Here is a 13,175-nt window from a genome sequence, read left to right as displayed (position 1 = left end):
CGTCCCTTATCGATCCATCTCTTGCGAACCGCCCTTCGCGCTCACCAGCAGCGTGTGGGGCGGTTCTTTTCCCTTTCCGGTGAGCGCGAAGGGAAGGTAGTAAGTGAAGGGCAGGGGCGTATTAGAGCTTGGAGCCGGAGCGCTGCCAGTCTTGTTCGAGGACCGCTGCACCGGTGGTCTTGACATCCATGCCGGAACAGCCGCCGTCGAAATAGACGCGGGATGCCATGGCGATGAGCCCGCCGTCGACGAAGACCTCTACGGTGGAGCCGTCTTGGATGATGGTGAGGGTATCGGAGTCGCCATCGGCAAGCGTGGCGGTGGCGGGAGCCGAATCGGCAAAGTAGTTGTCGAAGGCCTTATTCATGGAACGATCGAGGCTGATTTTCTCGCCGGAGTGGCAGATGGTGGCGGCGGGGTCGCCGTTGCCATCGCGCAGGGTGATGGTGACGCTGGAGCCGGTGGGAACCTCCAGGACGCCGGTCCAGGAGCGTGCGTAATCCGAAAGCTGGACTGCCTCGGGCAGGCCGATGGCTGGTGCTTGGTACAATACGCCGCCTTCGAGCGTGACCTGACGTGGCAGGGAGAGCGCATTTGCCCAGCCTTCGGTGTCCCAGGAGGCGTGCTGAGTGGCGTCGTCGCCGCGGCCATTGCCGTTGAGCAGGCCGAGGATGACGGCGCGCTCGTAGCGCTGTTCTTTCGGAATCGTGCCTACCGTCACGTTTGTATTGCGCGGGCGGGAGAAATCGTGGCCGAAGTCCACGCGGCGGAAACCGGAGACTACCGTGAAGGTGGTATCTTCCAGCTGGCCCACGAGGTAGCCGGAGACATCGCGGCCGTCGCGCTCGAGGGTGACAAAGAGGACGTCGTAGATTTCTTCGTCGATTTCATCGCGCAGGCGCACGATGCGTGGGGAAACAACCGGAGGAATCGGGGAGTCGGTGGGAACCTCGCCGTCGAGGAAGCCGGGATCACCCTCGAAGGTAAGGCCGCCGCGCAAGGACCATGAGACGCCATCGTGGCTTTTTAGGATGACTGGCTGTGGGGTGTCGGTGCGCCCGGAAAGCGCCAGCATGAGCCAACCTTCGTGGCCGTCTTCGCGGTCATCGGTGGCCCAATCAGGTACGACGGAAGGCGAGCGGAAACGGGTGTGGTCGGTGGTGTTGCCGGCCACCTCGCCAAAGCGCACGACCTTGGGGTCGAGGGCCAAGGAGTCATCGGAAACCTCGCAGATATCGTCGATGCCGGAATAGCGCGCAAGGACAACAGAGGTGCCGGTTGCGGTCACGGAGGTGAAATAAAGGTTGATAGCGTCCCCACTCTGGGCCACCGACCCGGCGCGGAGGGCCAGCTCTCCGCCAGCCGGAGCAAGGACATCATCGCAGTCCAGCCAGTTAAACGGCGCTTCCTCCGAGTACGTATGTCCCCAACGTGCCGGAGCATCGGGCGTGGGGCGATATTGGTGGAACATATGCCACGTATCGCCATCGCGAAGGACGCCGGCGGGTGCATCTAGGATGCCAGCATCGGGTGTGAAGTGGAGTTCGGGGCGGTGAGTCGTCACGGCATTCCTCTCTTGAATCAGGTGTGGGTTAGGGGCTTGGATTGTGGCGGTAGCCACGCCGGGAGGAAAATCGTTGACCTGCAACGCGGTGGTTGTGCCGCCGCTCATGGGCAGGGGCTTTTGGGCAGTGTCCGGCTGTCACGTACACCCAGAATACGGATAACTTTAATCGCGCGCAGCGTCCGCGCTTGCCGATGTCTCTCTTAAAGCTTCGTCACCAATGTCAGCCCCGAACCTAGCGGGAGCCGTGTCACGGTGGCACCTTCGAGCTCGCGGAGGTATTCATCGGCTTCGCGCGCGGCGGCGGTATCGCGATCGGTGCGGGAGGTATCGGCAACGGTGCCGTCAAGAAGCGCGTTGGCAAGTACCAGCGTGCCGTGCTGCTGCAGCAGCGGCCATGCTGCCTTAATTAGGGCGGGGAGATCGAGGGCGGCAACGTCCGCGTAAATGATTTGGTAAGCCTCGGTGGCGAGGCGCCCGAGCACGTCGAGGGGGCGCGAAGGCAGAAAGCGGCCGCGGCTGGAGGCGTAACCGGCCTCGTGGAAGGCGGCCTTGGCGCTGCGCTGGTGCTCGGCTTCCGGGTCGATGCAGGTTAGGACGCCAGCGTCTGGCATGCCCGCAAACAGGTAGAGGCCCACGACGGAGGCAGCGGGGGTAATCGCCACGGCCTGGGGACGGTTTATTCCGCTGGAGGAGGCCGCCGTCAGCGTGGTGAGAAGCTGGCCGGTGGGTTCATCTGGGATGGGCAGGCCGTATTCCTCGGCGTGGTCACGGGCGCCGCGGAGAGCCGCCGAAGGCTCACTGGTGGAATCGATATAAGAGCGCAGTGCTTCATATGCGGTAGTAGTCACAAATAGAACAATAGGTAAAGTTGCGCTATGCGGTGGGAAAAACGCGCTCAGCCAGCGAAATTGTGGTTTATGGGGAGTGTGTGACGGACTCACAGCATATTATTAGTGCAGTGGCTGGAGTTTCTAGGTTAAGTGTAGAAAAATAACATCCATGACAGAAACGAAGCGCGATGGCGAGTCCGTTCCCTCCACCGATCTGAACGTGGAGTTGACCGGTACCGCGGCGTTCGACGCGGGCGAAGCCACAATGCCTTCGTGGGCAGACTTGGTGGCAGAGCACGCTGATGGCGTGTACCGCTTGGCTTACCGGTTATCCGGTGACCAGCAGGATGCAGAGGATCTCACCCAAGAGACCTTCATGCGTGTTTTCCGTTCCTTGGATAAATACCAACCGGGTATCTTTGGCGGCTGGCTGCACCGCATTACCACCAACCTCTTTTTGGATATGGTGCGCCACCGTTCCAAAATCCGCATGGAATCCTTACCTGAGGACTATGAGCGTGTTCCGGGCACGGATATGACCCCAGAGCAGGCCTACAACGTGTCTAATCTGGATCCCGTGCTGCAGTCTGCACTAGATAGCTTGGGACTGGATTTCCGTGTTGCAGTGGTTCTTTGTGATGTCGAGGGTATGAGCTACGACGAAATCGCTGAAACTCTCGGCGTGAAGATGGGTACGGTGCGCTCGCGCATCCACCGCGGCCGCTCTCAATTGCGTACGGCGTTAGAGAAAGAGGCACAAACTAATGCGGAAGCGCGCATATTGCTGCGCACGCGCTAGAATCGAATCGTCGCCCCTGCCGCGCGGCAGGAGGCTTAAGCGTGAGTAAACCAACGGTGGCTTGAACGTGAGGAGAGTGTCGATGGACTCAATACGACGGCGCCGCACTTTCTCCAGTCTCAGTGAGCGCTGCGACTTTACCCCAGACCAGGCGAAGGCACGGGATAAGGCAAAGGCACGGGCGCGGCGCAGCGATTCTATCGGCCACCTCGGTCCTGAAGCCGTCGTCGCCTTCGTAGACGGGGAGATGGAACCCAAAGCCATGCACCGGGTGCGCATCCATCTTGTCCATTGTGCGGAGTGCCGCGCTGATGTGCATCACCAACGTCATGCCTCCGAGTGGGTGCGGCACTGCAGTGATGATTCCGCGGTAAAGGCCCCGCAATCTTTATTAGCCAAGCTCGCTGGAATGGCCACGGAGGGCGTGGCGCCAGGCCCCGATGCGTCGACTCCGGCGCACCGACCGGAGCAAGATTTTCTGGATAAAATCGAGACGGTGGTACGCGCGATCAAACACAATCAGCGCGGGCAGCGCTAAACGGAGGGGGTGAATCTAACCGTGTTTTCTTCCATAGGCTGGCCCGAGATTATTGTCATTGTCCTACTCGGCATCGTCATCATCGGCCCGGAGCGCATGCCGGAGGTCATAAAGGATGTCCGCGCGGCGGTCTATGCTGCCCGCAAGGCCATCAATAATGCGAAGGCGGAACTTAACGGCGAGATGGGTTCCTTTTCTGCCGAATTCGACGATATCCGCGGCCCGATCAATCAAGCGGCGCAGTGGACGCGGCTGGGGCCTAAGGGCGCCATTACAAAAGCACTTTTTGATGGCGATGATTCCGCTTGGGATGACTTCAACCCCAAGAAGATGGCGGAAGACATCAAATCCAGCACCGCGCCCAAGGAGCCCGAGCAACGCGTGAAATCCGTGCCAGACAAAGAAGGCTCTGCCCGGCCCACCTTTAACTATGCCGAGGTATATGGCGACACGACCAAAGTCGTCGAAACCACGAACCAGCCACCGCAAAAACAACAAAAACTGCAGCTCAGTGGGGAAAATTCCACCGGCGGCTCTGCGTGGAGCGATGTTACCTAATACAACACGCTATTAGTTCACGCCCAAGTTGAGGCTTTTGCCCACGAGGGAATCGGAGCGAATGGCGAGCTTATCAGCAACCGCCCTGATTTCCTTGGCGGCAGGGGAGTCGGGGGATTCAAGCACGATGGGCGTGCCTGCATCGCTATTCGAGTTCAAGGCTGGATCTAGGGGCACGGAGGCTAGCAGTGGCACTTTGTGGCCCAAAATGACGCCGAGGCGGTCTGCGACAAACTGGCCGCCGCCCTCACCAAAGACATCCATGGTGGAACCATCCGGCATGACCATGGCGCTCATGTTCTCAATTACGCCGGCTACGCGTTGGCGCGTTTGCTGGGAAATCGAACCGGCACGTTCGGCCACCTCCGCTGCGGCAGCCTGCGGCGTGGTGACAATGAGCAACTCCGCATTCGGGATGAGCTGCGCGACGGACAGCGCCACATCGCCGGTGCCCGGAGGTAGATCAAGCAACAGGACATCGAGATCGCCCCAGAAGACATCCGCCAGGAACTGCTGCAGCGCGCGGTGTAGCATGGGCCCGCGCCAGACGATGGGCGCGTTACCCTTTACAAACTGCCCAATCGAGATGTGCTTAATGCCGTGGGAGATAGGCGGCAGCAGCATTTCATCATCAAGCATAGTTGGGCCGTCGGCTGAGCCGAGCAAGCTGGGCACGGAGTGGCCGTAAATATCGGCATCGACAACGCCTACCTTCAAGCCCTTATCCACCAGCGCGGCGGCGAGGTTGACGGTCATCGAGGACTTTCCGACACCACCCTTACCCGAGGCTACTGCGAATACGCGCGTAGTCGAATCGGGCTTGGCAAAAGGAATCTCGGGCTCGGCCTGGCCGCCGCGCAGCTTTTGCTTCAGCTCGCGGCGCTGTTCATCGCTCATCGCGTCCATGGTCACGGTGACCTTACCAACGCCCTCGATATCCTCGACTGCGGCGCGGGTATTGGTCTCAATGGTGGACTTCATGGGGCAGCCCGCGATGGTCAAATAAATGCCAACGGTGACGTCGTTTCCTTCGATATCGACCGATTTCACCATATTGAGTTCGGTGATGGGGCGGCCGATTTCTGGATCTTGGACGTGGGATAATGCCTCGCGTACGGCTGATTCAGTGATGGAGCTAGACATAACTTCTCCTATCTTAGTCACGGCGCAACCTGAGGTAAACATGCTGCCACGGTAGACTCATTCAACGTCGTTGCTTTAGTAAAGGAGAACGTCTACAACCATGCGCAGCCTCGCCCGTCCTATCTCTGCCAGTGTCGGAGCTGTCCTCAGTGCCACGTTGTTGGCAGGGTGTACTGATCACGTCGTTATCGAGCCCTCCGCGGAGTCAAGCGACCGCGAACCCGTCGACATCGTGATCGACTCAGATGAAACCGACCAAGTGGTACTGGGCGAGATCTACCGCCAGATCCTCGCGCGGGAAGGTCGTGAGGCCACCGTGGTGAAAGAGGACCTATACCAGACTCACGGGGACAAAGGCCGCAGCTTCACTCCGGCGGGCAACTTCTATGTTGGCTGTACAGGCGATTTCCTCAACTACCTAAACCCGAGTGAGGCCCGCGACATTTCGCGGGAGTATAAAAAATCCGTAAGTGACAGCCAGGTAGGTGGGGAAGACTTCCTGGCTCGTACCCACATCGCATTGATGTCCGCGTTACCTACGGATCTTGCCACAGTAGAACCTTCCGGGGCCTATGGGTGCGAAGACGCGCAGCCGGAGCTGCCCGAAAACTTCGTGGTGCTTTATCGGAAGGGGCTTTTCGATCGTGAAGAAGAAAATGCCTTTGCTTCCCTTACCAAGTTCATCACGCAAAAAGACCTCTCTGACTTGGCTGAAGATGCCAAGGATACAGGCAGTGTGGAAAAGGCCGTCCGCGAATGGATGAAATCCCCCGGCGGCACCGTCGTCGAGGGCGAGGGCGATTCCGCTTCCACCGGGGGTTCGGACCTGACGAGCTCCTAAGGTTTACCTCGCGCTTTAGCCCCGCCGCCCGTCGCGCTCACCGGAAGGCGCCCCCTAGCACGCGATCGTCATTCCCGTGAGCGCGAAGGGCAGGTGGAGTAGAGCGGGAGTCTACGCCGTGGTGCAACTTCCTCGGTACCTTGCCCTTGGCGCTCACCCGCGCTGCTTGCCGATGCTCCAACACCTCGCCGGTGAGCGCGACGGGCGGGGAGATGGCCGGTGTGAGGCGACAGCAGCGGGGCAAGAAGAGTCATGCGAGGAGAAAGTCGACAGAGCCTGAAAATGCCCCGGTGAGGAATTTACCTCACCGGGGCATTCAGCACTGCAGCGCGCTAGGTGCCGTTTCTGCGATTAAACGTCGAAGGCCTCTTCAAGTAGGTTCTTTTGCTCAATCTGGTGAACCTTGGCGTTACCTGTAGCCGTGGAGGACTGGGCGCGGCGAGAAACGCGGACCATTTCCGGCATGTCCGGAATAAGGTCGCGCAGATGCTCGTTGTAGAAGGGCCACGGTCCCTGGTTGGCGGGCTCGTCCTGCACGAACCGGACCTGGGTGGCATTCGGGTACATACCGAATGCCTCGCTCAGGCGGTTGAACGGAATCGGGTGGAGCATTTCCACGCGAACGATGGCGATGTCATCGCGGCCATCAGCCTCGCGCTTTTTCTCCAGGTCCCAATAGAGTTTGCCGGAGACTAGCATGATGGTCTTTACCTTGTCCGTGTCGCTGACCCTCTGGTTATTGACATCCACGAAGCGTGGGTCATTGATAACGGAGCGGAACTTTTTGACCTCAGTAAACTCCTCAACGGAGGAGGTAGCGGCCTTGTTCCGCAGCATAGACTTCGGGGTGAAGACGACCAGCGGGCGCTTCATTTCACCGAGAGCCTGGCGGCGCAGCAAGTGGAAGTGGTTAGCCGGGGTGGAGGGCTGGGCCACGGTCATAGAACCTTCCGCACATAGCTGCAGGTAGCGTTCGATGCGGGCGGAGGAGTGGTCCGGGCCTTGGCCCTCGTAGCCGTGCGGCAGAAGGAGAACTAGGCTGGATAGCTGGCCCCACTTAGCCTCACCAGAAGACAGGTACTCATCAATGATGGTTTGGGCGCCGTTAGCAAAGTCACCGAACTGAGCCTCCCACGCCACGAGGGCATCGGGGTTACCCACGGTGTAGCCGTATTCAAAGCCCATGCCGGCGAACTCGGTCAGCGCGGAGTTATAGACCATGAACTTACCGCCGTTGTTTTTGGACACGGCCAAGGAGTTGAGCGGGTTGTACTCGTTGCTATTGCGGGGGTCGAAAGTAACGGCATGGCGCTGGGTGAAGGTACCGCGGCGGGAATCCTCGCCGGCTAGGCGTACGACCTTGCCCTGGTTAGCCAGGGAACCGAAGGCGAGCAGCTCGCCCCAGCCCCAGTCGATGCCGCCTTCGCGGACTGACTTCGCGCGGTCCATAGCCACCTTGGCCACGCGCTTGTGATACTCAAAGTCTTCGGGCGGGTTGGCATAGGCATCACCAAGCTCGGCTAATTCTTCAGCCGTGATGGAGGTATCCAGACCACGGGTAAGCTCTTGCGAAGAGGTAATACCGGTCTGTTCCTTGGGGCCTGCCTTTTCCGCCTCTTTGTGTTCGGTGAATACGGACTCCATCTGGTCGTGGAAGTCGCGTGCCGCTGCCTCGGCGTCTTCGGCGGAGAGATCGCCACGGCCAATGAGTTCGTTGGTGTAGTGCTCTCGCACTGGTTTGTGGTTTTCGATGACCGAGTACAGCTGAGGCTGGGTCATGGATGGGTCGTCGGCCTCGTTGTGGCCGCGCAGGCGGTAGACCACGAGGTCAATGAAGACATCCTTGCCAAACTGGCGGCGGTACTCGGCGGCCATCTGTCCTACCCAAACAACGGCTTCGGGGTCATCACCATTGACATGGAAGACCGGGCAGTCAAAGCCCTTGGCCAGGTCGGTGACGTAGTAAGTAGAACGGCCAGAATCCGGGGTGGTGGTAAAGCCGACCTGGTTGTTGACCACGATGTGGATGGTACCGCCGTTAGTATAGCCGCGTAGCTGGGATAGGTTGATGGTCTCTTGCACAACGCCAAGGCCGGTGAAGGACGCATCGCCGTGCAGCATGACGGGAACTACGGAGTAGCCGTCTTTGCCTTTGTCCAAGATGTCCTGCTTGGCGCGGGCAATGCCCTCCATAACTGGGTCGACTGCCTCGAGGTGGGATGGGTTGGCAGCAAGGGTGACTTTGATTTCGCCGTCGCCGAACATCTGCAGGTGCTCGCCCTCGGCGCCCAAGTGGTACTTGACATCACCGGAGCCGCCGAGCTGGCCGCCCTTGTAGTTTCCGTCGAACTCTCCGAAGATATCTGCCAGCGGCTTGCCTACGATATTGAACAGCACGTTCAGGCGGCCGCGGTGTGGCATGCCCATAACGACCTCATCGAGGCCCTGGCCCGCAGCAGTGTCGATGATGGAATCCAGCAAAGGAATAAGGGTCTCGGCGCCCTCGAGGGAGAAGCGCTTCTGGCCTACGTACTTGGTTTGCAGGAAGTTCTCGAATGCCTCGGCGGCGTTGACCTTCTGCAGGATGTACTTCTGCTCGGCATTGGAAGGCTTTGGCATGCCGGCTTCGAGGCGGTCCTGCATCCAGCTGCGCTCGTCGCGGTCAAGGATGTGGGTGTACTCGGAGCCCACTTTCAGCGTATAGGCAGCGCGTAGTCGGGAAAGCACTTCGCGCAAGGTCATTTGTTCCTTGCCACCAAATCCACCGACATTGAAGACGCGGTCTAGATCCCAGATGGTCAGGCCGTGCGTAGCGATGTCGAGATCGCGGTGATCCGGGCTGGGCAGGCCAGGCTGGCTCCAGCCGAGCGGGTTGACATCGGCAAGCAAGTGCCCGCGAGAGCGGTAAGACTCGATGAGCTGCATGACGCGGGTGTTCTTGTCCACGCCAGAGTTGGGTATGTCCTGTGCCCAGCGGAAGGGCTCATAGGGAACGCCCATGGATTCGAAGAGCTCGTCCCAGAAGGCGTCATCAACAATAAGCTGCCCGATGGTGCGCAGGAACTCGCCGGACTCTGCGCCCTGGATGACGCGGTGGTCATAGGTGGAGGTCAAGGTGACCAGGCGGCCGACGCCCAAGTCAGCCAGACGGTCGGCGGAGGCGCCGGCGAATTCTGCCGGGTAGTCCATGGAACCAACGCCGATAATGGAGCCGGCGCCCTTGGTCAGGCGGGCTACGGAGTGGCGGGTGCCGATGCCGCCCGGGTTGGTCAAGTTAATGGTGACCCCAGAGAAGTCATCCATGGTGAGCTTGTTCTTACGGGAACGGGTAACGATGTCCTCGTAAGCCTCAATGAATTCGGCGAAGGACTTGGTCTCGCACTTCTTGATGGCGGCGACTACGAGTGCGCGAGAACCATCCTTTTGCGGGAGGTCGATGGCTAGGCCCAGGTTAATGTGCTCTGGCTCGACGACGAAGGGCTTGCCGTCCTTTTCCTCGTAACGCACGTTCATACCCGGGTGCAGCTGCACGGCCTTGACCATGGCATAGCCAATAATGTGGGTAAAGGATATCTTGCCACCGCGGGTACGCTTGAGGTGGTCATTGATCATAGAGCGGTTTTCCCACATGAGCTTGACCGGCATATCGCGCACGGTGGTAGCGGTAGGAATTTCGAGGGATTCTTCCATGTTCTTAGCAATCGCCTTGAACATGCCCTTGAGCTGGCGCTCTTCGCCGCCCTTATAATCTGCTAGGTCATCCAGCGGAGACTGCGTATTGGTGCCGGCAAAACGCTTAGCCTTCGCGGTCTTTTCCGCGGTCTTCGATACCGATTCTTTCACATTGGTATCGCGGGCCTCTTGCTTGCGGGCGGTGGTGGTACCTTCGGTCTTCTTGGCTGAGGACGTGGACTCTGCCTTCGCCTTCTGTGGCTGAGATGCTTTCGAAGGAGACTTAGCTTCTGGCTGTGCCTTAGGCGCACCGTTTGCTTCGAAATAGTCGCGCCATTCCTTGTCTACGGAGCTAGGATCCTTGGAGTACTGCTGGAACTGCTCGTCTATCAGCCACGCATTCGGGCCGAAGATGCTCGATGTGCTCACGGCAGGTATTCGCCTCATTTCTCTGCTTTAAATGGTCGTTTATTCGACTTTAGTCCGGACTTTGCACGAGCGCATATCTCATCCGCCAAAGTGTCTGCCTATATGATACGGACTAAGCCCTCCCCTTCACTACGTCAGGGGTAGTGGATCCGCTCTAAACGGTCATGGGGTGCCCGCATTTGTGTGAGAAAGAGGGGAGAGTTGCTGGCGGGCGTGTTCGATGACCTGATTGGCCAGTTTGCGATTGGCCTTCGTGCCAATGACAGCCCCGATGCCCATGGGCATGAGTTTGCCCACCCAGGCCCACTTCATGCGCTTGGTAATCTGCTTGGTAAATACCTTGGTTAGGCGGCCGTTGATGCCTGACAGGGTGGGCCCGGAAAATCGGGAGAGTGAGGCAACGGAGCGCGCCCCCGTGACCGTGCCGAGGTCACCAACGAAGGTATCGACCACTGCGGACCCCTTAGAGCCTGTCAATACCACCAGTACTAGCGCGCGGCGGCGCTCGGGCGAGGAGATGTCATCACCGCGCAGGTAAGCGGAGGCCAGGATGTACCACACCGCGGCCTCAAGGAAAACCACGGATTCCGCACCGATGGCGGCCGCACCCGTAATGAGACCGATGCCGGGGATAGAAGCAGAAGCGCCGGCGGCCGCGCCCGTGCCGGTAGTGATAGAGATGAAGTGCTTATCAATAAAGCCCTGCAACTCCTGGTCAGTGGCATCTGGGTGGCGCTTCTTTAGATTCTCGACGTACTTGGAAATAACTCCGGATTGCACGGACACGGCGCGGTCCAGAGAGCTCAGCAACGCCTTGGTAAAGCGTCCGCTGTGCTCCGGATCGATGTCGTATGTGTTATTAGCTGTTTCATCCGGGGTGGACTTTTTAAATATGGACATGCCTTTTCCCACACCAATCTTTGTTCGTTGGGGCAGTGGTATCGATGGAATTTTTATCTAGCATAGTCCTGACCTTGGAAGGAGGGAGGTAGCCCGGTGCGATTCGAATCGCGACCAGCGTGCAACCTACCTAAGCTAGGGGGTATGCCTTACCCGCAAAGTACACAACGCGACAGGGAGGACTCGTATTCCGAAGAGCCTACTGCTGCCGCGCGTTTGCGAGCCCTGCGCGCTCACGAGCGTGCCCGCCAGGCCCATGAGCGGGCGCAGAATGCTTACGCGGATGAACTCACCGTGCGCACCGCGTCCGGTTGGGTGCGCGGGGTCATCGAAGAAGACCTGCGGGTCGATCGCCCCATTAGCGCCGGGCCGGTGCGCACCTGGCGCGGCATTCCCTTCGGTGCCTCCACTGCGGGGGACCGTCGCTTTTGCGCCCCACAGCCTGCACCGCATTGGGAGGGGGTGCGCGATTGTAGCCAATTCGGGCCGATTGCTCCACAGCCAACGTATTCCTGGACCGACCGTATCGTCGGCTCTGAGGATTGCTTGTACCTCGACATCGTGCGCCCACGCACGGAGGACAAGCTGCCCGTCGTGGTGTATCTGCATGGCGGCAGCTTCATCTTGGGCTCGTCCCACATGCTCATGCTGCGCGGGTTTGAGCTCGCCACCCGCATGAACGTGGTTTATGTATCCATCAACTTCCGCCTCAACGCCCTGGGGTATCTCGACTTGCGAAGCCTCGGCGGCGAGTGCAGCGCCAATCCCGCCGTGGCCGATCAGATTCTGGCTCTTACATGGGTGCGAGATAATATCGCCGCTTTCGGCGGGAACCCAGATTCGGTCACCCTCATGGGCGAATCCGCCGGCGGCGCCGCGGTGCTAGCGTTAATGACCAGCCCACCGGCCGAGGGGCTTTTCCACCGCGCGATTGCCCAATCCCCGCCCATTGCACTGGTTCATTCCCGCGCTCAATCCACCTTGTGGGCCCGCGAACTTGCGCGCCGTGTCGGCCTTCCACGCCGGGTGAGCGTGGATGACCTGCGCCAGGAAGACTGTGCGGATGTGGTGCGCTCGGGCCAATCGATGATGTGGCGCGCCGGCGAGCTACTGCACCTTAACTCCTGCTATGCGCCCACGGTTGATGGTGAGCTTTTGCCGGAGCACCCCATCACCGCCTTTGAACAAGGCCACCAGCACAAAATACCGCTGCTGATTGGCACGAATTCGGATGAAGCGAGCTTTGGTAAATTCCTCTTTCAGCGCCAAAGCACCCGCGAGCGCGCCGCCTTGCGGCTCTTGGCCTCCTACGATCCCCACCATGCCGCTGAGGTCGTCGCCGCTTACGGGGGCGCGATTCGCAGGCAGGATTTTGCACATTTGCTTGCCGATGCCCTCTTTTGGGCGCCCTCTACCCGCATCGCCAGTGCCCATTCTCAAGACAACGATACGTGGATGTACCGCTTCGACTTCGCCTCCGCCGTCTTGAAGTGGTTGGGGTTAGGTGCCATGCACTCAATGGAATTGGGCAACATTTTTGGCGATCCCCAGTCTTCGCGCGCCTCTTTGCTAACCGGCTGGGGCGCGCGCTCTGAGATGGAGGAATTGACCTCTACTATGCAGGATCACTGGGCCGCGTTCATCCACGGCGGCAGCCCCAAGGCGCAGTGGCCGCGCTATGACAGCGGTGAGCGTGCGACCATGATCTTTGATGAGCAGGCTTATATCCTCGACGCCCCCAACGACGAGCGCCGCAGGGCATGGGAGAATTACCGCATGGTGGAGTGGGGAAGTGGGCGCCCAGAGTTGTTGCGTTCTCTTGGTTTTGAACCACTTCGGCAAGATTAGCGGTAGACTCCACAGTGACCGCGGGTGGCGTCTTGCCCACCGCGGGGACC

10 protein-coding genes are annotated in these 13,175 nt (G+C 59.7%); 5 read left to right on the top strand and 5 right to left on the bottom strand.

Annotated features, from left to right (window positions below; all coding sequences use genetic code 11):
- Window positions 1-121: 121 nt before the first annotated feature.
- Together D9V82_RS03780 and D9V82_RS03775 are read right to left on the bottom strand one after the other, a co-directional pair.
- Window positions 122-1,564: a GH32 C-terminal domain-containing protein gene (locus tag D9V82_RS03780; RefSeq protein WP_121911143.1), complete on the bottom strand. Its 1,443-nt coding sequence runs from the start codon at window positions 1,562-1,564 to the stop codon at window positions 122-124.
- Window positions 1,565-1,767: 203 nt separating this feature from the next.
- Complete coding sequence (locus D9V82_RS03775) at window positions 1,768-2,415, bottom strand: O-methyltransferase (RefSeq protein WP_121911063.1); 648 nt, start codon at window positions 2,413-2,415, stop codon at window positions 1,768-1,770.
- 151 nt (window positions 2,416-2,566) lie between these two features.
- On the opposite strand from D9V82_RS03775, the gene sigE reads away from it, so the two are divergent.
- The 3 genes from sigE to D9V82_RS03760 all read left to right on the top strand — a co-directional run bounded on the left by sigE (window position 2,567) and on the right by D9V82_RS03760 (window position 4,292).
- Window positions 2,567-3,196 carry an RNA polymerase sigma factor SigE gene (sigE, locus tag D9V82_RS03770; protein WP_121911062.1) on the top strand — a complete coding sequence of 210 codons (630 nt, stop codon included), beginning with the start codon at window positions 2,567-2,569 and terminating at the stop codon, window positions 3,194-3,196.
- 82 nt (window positions 3,197-3,278) lie between these two features.
- Entirely contained in the window at window positions 3,279-3,734 is a 456-nt protein-coding gene (locus D9V82_RS03765) for an anti-sigma factor family protein (protein ID WP_167449722.1), read from the top strand.
- A gap of 21 nt (window positions 3,735-3,755) precedes the next feature.
- Window positions 3,756-4,292, top strand: coding sequence for a twin-arginine translocase TatA/TatE family subunit (locus tag D9V82_RS03760; RefSeq protein ID WP_121911142.1), 537 nt, complete (start codon window positions 3,756-3,758; stop codon window positions 4,290-4,292).
- A gap of 12 nt (window positions 4,293-4,304) precedes the next feature.
- Here the strand turns inward: D9V82_RS03760 and D9V82_RS03755 are convergent, their stop codons facing one another.
- Window positions 4,305-5,435, bottom strand: coding sequence for an Mrp/NBP35 family ATP-binding protein (locus D9V82_RS03755; protein WP_121911060.1), 1,131 nt, complete (start codon window positions 5,433-5,435; stop codon window positions 4,305-4,307).
- Between the two features lie 100 nt (window positions 5,436-5,535).
- Between D9V82_RS03755 and D9V82_RS03750 the strand changes: the two genes are divergently transcribed.
- Window positions 5,536-6,276 (top strand): hypothetical protein, encoded by a 741-nt coding sequence (locus D9V82_RS03750; protein WP_121911059.1) that lies wholly within the window; start codon window positions 5,536-5,538, stop codon window positions 6,274-6,276.
- A gap of 351 nt (window positions 6,277-6,627) precedes the next feature.
- On the opposite strand, the gene D9V82_RS03745 is transcribed toward D9V82_RS03750, so the two are convergent.
- Both D9V82_RS03745 and D9V82_RS03740 read right to left on the bottom strand, forming a co-directional pair.
- Window positions 6,628-10,377 (bottom strand): multifunctional oxoglutarate decarboxylase/oxoglutarate dehydrogenase thiamine pyrophosphate-binding subunit/dihydrolipoyllysine-residue succinyltransferase subunit, encoded by a 3,750-nt coding sequence (locus D9V82_RS03745; RefSeq protein WP_411763101.1) that lies wholly within the window; start codon window positions 10,375-10,377, stop codon window positions 6,628-6,630.
- A gap of 162 nt (window positions 10,378-10,539) precedes the next feature.
- Window positions 10,540-11,277, bottom strand: a complete 738-nt coding sequence (locus D9V82_RS03740) for a hypothetical protein (RefSeq protein ID WP_234458159.1) — start codon at window positions 11,275-11,277, stop codon at window positions 10,540-10,542.
- A 144-nt stretch (window positions 11,278-11,421) separates the two neighbouring features.
- Here D9V82_RS03740 and D9V82_RS03735 point away from each other — a divergent pair, with 144 nt between their 5' ends.
- On the top strand, window positions 11,422-13,125 hold the full coding sequence (locus D9V82_RS03735; RefSeq protein WP_121911056.1) for a carboxylesterase/lipase family protein: 1,704 nt from the start codon (window positions 11,422-11,424) through the stop codon (window positions 13,123-13,125).
- Window positions 13,126-13,175: the final 50 nt, after the last annotated feature.

The sequence above is a fragment of the Corynebacterium macginleyi genome, from assembly GCF_003688935.1.
GTDB classification, from domain to species: domain Bacteria; phylum Actinomycetota; class Actinomycetes; order Mycobacteriales; family Mycobacteriaceae; genus Corynebacterium; species Corynebacterium macginleyi.
This window is presented reverse-complemented; position numbering and strand designations above follow the sequence as displayed.

What these genes read in the sequence shown, in the direction of transcription:
- sigE (WP_121911062.1), top strand. Translation starts at nt 2,567, where the DNA reads ATGACAGAAACGAAGCGCGATGGCGAGTCCGTTCCCTCCACCGATCTG.
- D9V82_RS03765 (WP_167449722.1), top strand. Translation starts at nt 3,279, where the DNA reads ATGGACTCAATACGACGGCGCCGCACTTTCTCCAGTCTCAGTGAGCGC.
- D9V82_RS03755 (WP_121911060.1), bottom strand. Translation starts at nt 5,435, where the DNA reads ATGTCTAGCTCCATCACTGAATCAGCCGTACGCGAGGCATTATCCCAC.
- D9V82_RS03750 (WP_121911059.1), top strand. Translation starts at nt 5,536, where the DNA reads ATGCGCAGCCTCGCCCGTCCTATCTCTGCCAGTGTCGGAGCTGTCCTC.
- D9V82_RS03740 (WP_234458159.1), bottom strand. Translation starts at nt 11,277, where the DNA reads ATGTCCATATTTAAAAAGTCCACCCCGGATGAAACAGCTAATAACACA.
- D9V82_RS03735 (WP_121911056.1), top strand. Translation starts at nt 11,422, where the DNA reads ATGCCTTACCCGCAAAGTACACAACGCGACAGGGAGGACTCGTATTCC.